The organism is Clostridium sp. 29_15 (genome assembly GCF_001916075.1).
GTDB classification, from domain to species: Bacteria; Bacillota; Clostridia; order Clostridiales; family Clostridiaceae; genus Clostridium; species Clostridium lentum.
On the sequence record NZ_MNRT01000031.1, the window covers coordinates 43,978 to 48,942 of the forward strand.

3 protein-coding genes, 1 rRNA gene and 1 other annotated feature are annotated in these 4,965 nt (G+C 29.6%); of the genes, 3 read left to right on the forward strand and 1 reads right to left on the reverse strand.

Annotation, left to right across the window (positions count from 1 at the left end; genetic code table 11):
- Positions 1 to 204 precede the first annotated feature (204 nt).
- Positions 205 to 372, forward strand: a binding site (T-box leader).
- Between the two features lie 49 nt (positions 373 to 421).
- The gene (locus BHW04_RS06800; protein WP_022211414.1) at positions 422 to 1,813 is read left to right on the forward strand and encodes a glycine--tRNA ligase; all 1,392 of its coding nucleotides are present in this window, start codon (positions 422 to 424) and stop codon (positions 1,811 to 1,813) included.
- Between the two features lie 160 nt (positions 1,814 to 1,973).
- A complete protein-coding gene (gene murD, locus BHW04_RS06805) occupies positions 1,974 to 3,353 on the forward strand; it encodes a UDP-N-acetylmuramoyl-L-alanine--D-glutamate ligase (protein ID WP_022211415.1) in 1,380 nt (459 codons plus the stop codon).
- 19 nt (positions 3,354 to 3,372) lie between these two features.
- On the opposite strand, the gene BHW04_RS06810 is transcribed toward murD, so the two are convergent.
- Complete coding sequence (locus BHW04_RS06810; protein WP_302699249.1) at positions 3,373 to 4,404, reverse strand: DUF5050 domain-containing protein; 1,032 nt, start codon at positions 4,402 to 4,404, stop codon at positions 3,373 to 3,375.
- A 478-nt stretch (positions 4,405 to 4,882) separates the two neighbouring features.
- On the opposite strand from BHW04_RS06810, the gene BHW04_RS06815 reads away from it, so the two are divergent.
- A 16S ribosomal RNA gene (locus BHW04_RS06815) occupies positions 4,883 to 4,965 on the forward strand; the annotation flags it as partial.

Consider the following 4,965-nt stretch of genomic DNA (forward strand, 5'->3'; position numbering starts at 1 on the left):
TGGTGGAGCACTCGGCTGTTAACCGATAGGTTGGAGGTTCGAGCCCTCTTCGCGGAGCCACTTTTATTTTAAAAGAGTTTTATATGAACAGATATTATCTGCTTATATAAAACTCTTTTTTTCTTTATAGTATAATTGTTTTAATAAAATTTTAGAGGATACTTGACATATAAATCGCATTTGATAAAATTAAGGTATAATTTAATATATGCAGTGAAAAAGAAAAGTAATTTTAATATATTCTTTTAGAGAGATGATGGCTGGTGAGAATCATTAGAATGTTAAAATGAAGGGAACTTTTGAGCATAGTATGTGAAAGTTGGGCTTATGCCAAGAAGGGTGGAACCGCGGAATGATAATTTCGTCCCTTTATGGTATTAAGGCTTTTTTTAATACATAAAATTATTTTGGAGGTAAAAAGATGGCAGTAGAAAAAACTATGGATAAAATAGTAGCTCTATGTAAAAGCAGAGGGTTTGTATTCCCTGGATCAGATATATATGGAGGATTAGCAAACTCATGGGATTACGGCCCATTAGGAGTAGAATTTAAAAACAATGTAAAAAAAGCATGGTGGAAAAAATTCGTACAAGAAAGTCCTTATAATGTAGGTGTTGATTGTGCAATATTAATGAATCCACAAGTTTGGGTTGCATCAGGACACGTTGGAGGATTTTCAGATCCCTTAATGGATTGTAAAGAATGTAAAGCTAGATTTAGAGCTGACAAGTTAGTTGAAGATCATATGACTGAAAATGGTGCAGAAGTTGCTTCAGCAGATGGTTGGACAAATGAACAGTTAATGGAGTATATAACTAAAAATAACATAGTATGTCCTAAGTGTGGTAAATTAAACTACACTGAAATAAGAAAGTTCAACTTAATGTTTAAAACTTTCCAAGGTATAACTGAGGATTCTTCAAGTGAAATATTTTTAAGACCAGAAACAGCTCAAGGTATATTTGTTAACTTTAAAAATGTTCAAAGATCTTCAAGAAAGAAAGTTCCATTTGGTATAGCACAAATAGGTAAATCTTTCAGAAATGAAATTACACCAGGGAACTTTACATTTAGAACAAGAGAATTCGAACAAATGGAATTGGAGTTTTTCTGTAAGCCAGGAACTGACTTAGAATGGTTTGGATTCTGGAAGGATTATTGCTGGAATTTCTTAATGAACTTAGGTGTTAATAAAGATAACTTAAGAATAAGAGATCACGGACAAGAAGAATTATCATTCTATTCAAATGCTACATCTGATATAGAATACTTATTCCCATTTGGTTGGGGAGAATTATGGGGCATAGCAGATAGAACTGACTACGATCTAAATAAGCATGCTGAACATTCAGGAACAGATATGACATATATGGATCCTACTACAAATGAAAAGTATGTACCATATGTTATAGAACCATCATTAGGAGCTGATAGAGTTACTTTAGCATTCTTAGTAGATGCATATGATGAAGAGGAATTAGAAGGTGGAGATGTTAGAACAGTACTTCATTTACATCCAGCTTTAGCTCCATATAAAGCAGCTGTATTACCATTATCTAAAAAGCTTTCTGAAAAGGCTGATGAAGTGTACTCATTATTAGCTAAGAACTTCAACATAGAATATGATGAAACAGGAAGTATTGGTAAGAGATATAGAAGACAAGATGAAATTGGTACTCCATTCTGTATTACTGTTGACTTTGAAACAGAAAATGATGGATGTGTTACTATAAGACATAGAGATAGTATGACTCAAGAAAGAGTTAAGATAGAAGAATTAAATGATTTTATAGCTAAGAGTTTAGAATTTTAGTTAAGGGAGAGAAGCTTTAAGCTTCTTTCTTTTTTTGCATGAAAATTCATGTAAATTAATGGAAATAATTATGGAATATAATTTTCTATAATGTTATAATTATAATAAATTTTAAAATGAAGCTATATTAAATGAAAAAGAAAATTGGTGTGGAGGAAAGATGAAAAAAGATTTTCAAGAATTTAAAAATTATATAAAAGGAAAAAAAGTAGCAGTAGTAGGAGTTGGAGTAAGCAACATACCTTTAATAAAATTTTTAATAGAATTAGGGGCTAGTGTTACTGCTTTTGATAGAAATACAGAAGAAAAGTTAGGAAGTGTAGTTGCTGAATTTAAGACGCAAGGTGTGGAGTTCCAGCTAGGAAAAGGTTATTTGGATAAACTTATAGGTTTTGATGTTATATTTAAGACCCCATCTATGAGAATTGATAATAAAGAGCTTTTAAAGGCAAAAGAAGAGGGAGCATATATAACTTCAGAGATGGAAGAGTTCGTTAGATATTGTAAAGGTAAGGTTTATGGAGTAACAGGTTCAGATGGAAAGACAACAACAACAACAATTATTTCAAAATTGTTAGAAGCACAAGGGTATAAAACTTGGGTTGGTGGAAATATAGGAACTCCTTTATTTTCTAAGATAGAAGAAATTAAAGAAGATCATATGGTAGTTTTAGAACTTTCAAGTTTCCAGCTTATGACAATGAACCTTCCTATAGATGTAGCAGTAGTAACTAATTTAGCACCAAATCATTTAGATATGCATAAAAATATGGAAGAATATATTAATGCTAAGAAAAATATATTCTTACATCAAGAGAGTCAGGATATATTAGTATTAAATTGTGAAAATGAAATTACTAATAGCTTTAGAAATGAAGCAAAATGCAGAGTAAGGGATTTTTCATCAAGAGTGAGATTAGATTATGGAGCTTCATATGAAAATGGAATACTATATCTAGATGGAAAAGAAATATGTAGAAGAGAAAATATAATAATAAAGGGAATGCATAATGTTGAAAACTTTCTAGCTGCTTTTGAAGCTACAAGAGATGATGTAGATAATTCAACAATGAGAAGAGTTGCTGAAACATTTCAAGGCGTAGAACACAGATGTGAATTTGTAAGAGAATATAAGGGGGTAAAATACTACAATGATTCAATAGCATCAAGTCCTACAAGAACTTTAGCAGGATTGAAATCTTTTGATACACAAGTAATCCTTATAGCTGGTGGATATGATAAGCATATATCATTCGATGTATTAGCTAAAGAAGGCTATCCTTATATAAAATCATTAATTCTTTTAGGTGCTACTAAAGAATCTATTAAAAAAGAATTTGATAAGGTTATAAAAGCTGAGAAGTTAAATATGCCTATATATATGGTAAAGACTTTAAGAGAGGCTGTAATGACAGCTAAGAGAATAGCTAAGGAAGGAGATATAGTTACTTTATCACCAGCATGTGCATCATTTGATATGTTCCCTAACTTTATGGTAAGAGGTAACAATTTTAAGGAAATGGTAAATAAGATAAAATAAAAGCAGGTTTTCCCTGCTTTTATTCATATGCTGTAAAATAACTTTTATTTATATTGATACCTTGCTTAGAAAACATTCCGCTTTCTGTAAGATAATAATCGCTTATGGCATCATTTATACGAGGCGTTTTTCCTATTACATTTAATTTATCATCAATTGAGAAAGAATAAAGATGATTTGAATGTTCTAGACTGATGAAATAAAAGGATTCATTATGATGCTTTAAATTTGTACCCTTTAATAAATCAATTCTTTGACTTTTTTTTGATGATAGATTTAATGAATATAGATAGTTATCTTCGGCATTTATATAAATTATAAAGTTTTTATATGTAGCAAAACTATCTACGCCTGCGCTGGTAAGTTTTTGTCTTCCAGAGCCATCTTTTTTTATTACATATAATGATAAATTATCATTTAAGTTTTGATAAAGTATATATTCACCGTTAACGATGAAGGAACCACATTTATCTGAAGATAGTTGTATGGAAGTGTTATTTTTTGTATTATAACATCCAAGAGTGTCACCCATAGCTTTATTTATATAAATTATATCATTTGCTGAACTAGCTATTTTACTAAAGCTATCAGACGAAACTAATGTTATTGATTTTTTTTCATAATCTAATTTATATAAGTTATTATTTTCTGATGTGTTTGTAAAGTATATTATATTATCAATAGAGGTCATAGATTCTACTGAATAATCATAGATATCTTGTATATTTTCATCTTCGATATAATTTTTTGATAATGATGAAGATGTTACTGAAAGTTTATTGTTATTATTGCTGTCTGAAAAGAATAGCAATTGTCCAATGGATATAAATTTACTATAGGATAAGTCAGAGGCAATAAAATTTAAGTTTTGAGTACTTTCATTATAATTAATTGTTTTAGATGGCAATGTTACTTTAGTACTTGAATAAGAACTACTTTCTGCATTAGATGAAGTTTTGGAAGTTGAATCAGTAGTAGTTGGATCGCTAGCTTTACTACACCCTATTAATAAAACACAATAAATTAAAGGTATTAAAATTAGTTTTTTCAAAATATAAGCCCTCCTACAATTTATATCTTAATATATACTTAATTTTCGTAGTAATTGATGTTTAACTTTAAGGAAGAGATGATTATTATGAATTATGAGATTAAATCAGTAACACCGTTCCAGGTGTATCTATATATGAATTTGTTAGAAAAATAAAGATGTAATGAGTATATAAAGAATAAATAATCAAAAATAATAATAAATAAGTTTATATAGCTTATTTAAAATGTTAAGATAATAAGCGTTCCAGGGAGCAAACAAACTTCCTCGAAAGAAAGGTTAGCATGTAGAAAAAAGTTCCAAAAAAGAATTTAAAAAAATATGTTGACAGATGAAAACAGAAATGTTATCATAAAAAAGCAGTCGAGAGACGCGAGATGATCTTTGAAAATTAAACAGAATATAGTTAATATAAAACCAGCAATTCTTTTAAGTCTTATAAAGACTCAAAGTAATTTGAGTAAAACAGATTAAACTTTTTATTGAGAGTTTGATCCTGGCTCAGGACGAACGCTGGCGGCGTGCCTAACACATGCAAGTCGAGCGAATGAAGTTCCTTCG

Coding starts and splice junctions, on each gene's coding strand:
- BHW04_RS06800 (WP_022211414.1), top strand. CDS start 422: ATGGCAGTAGAAAAAACTATGGATAAAATAGTAGCTCTATGTAAAAGC.
- murD (WP_022211415.1), top strand. CDS start 1,974: ATGAAAAAAGATTTTCAAGAATTTAAAAATTATATAAAAGGAAAAAAA.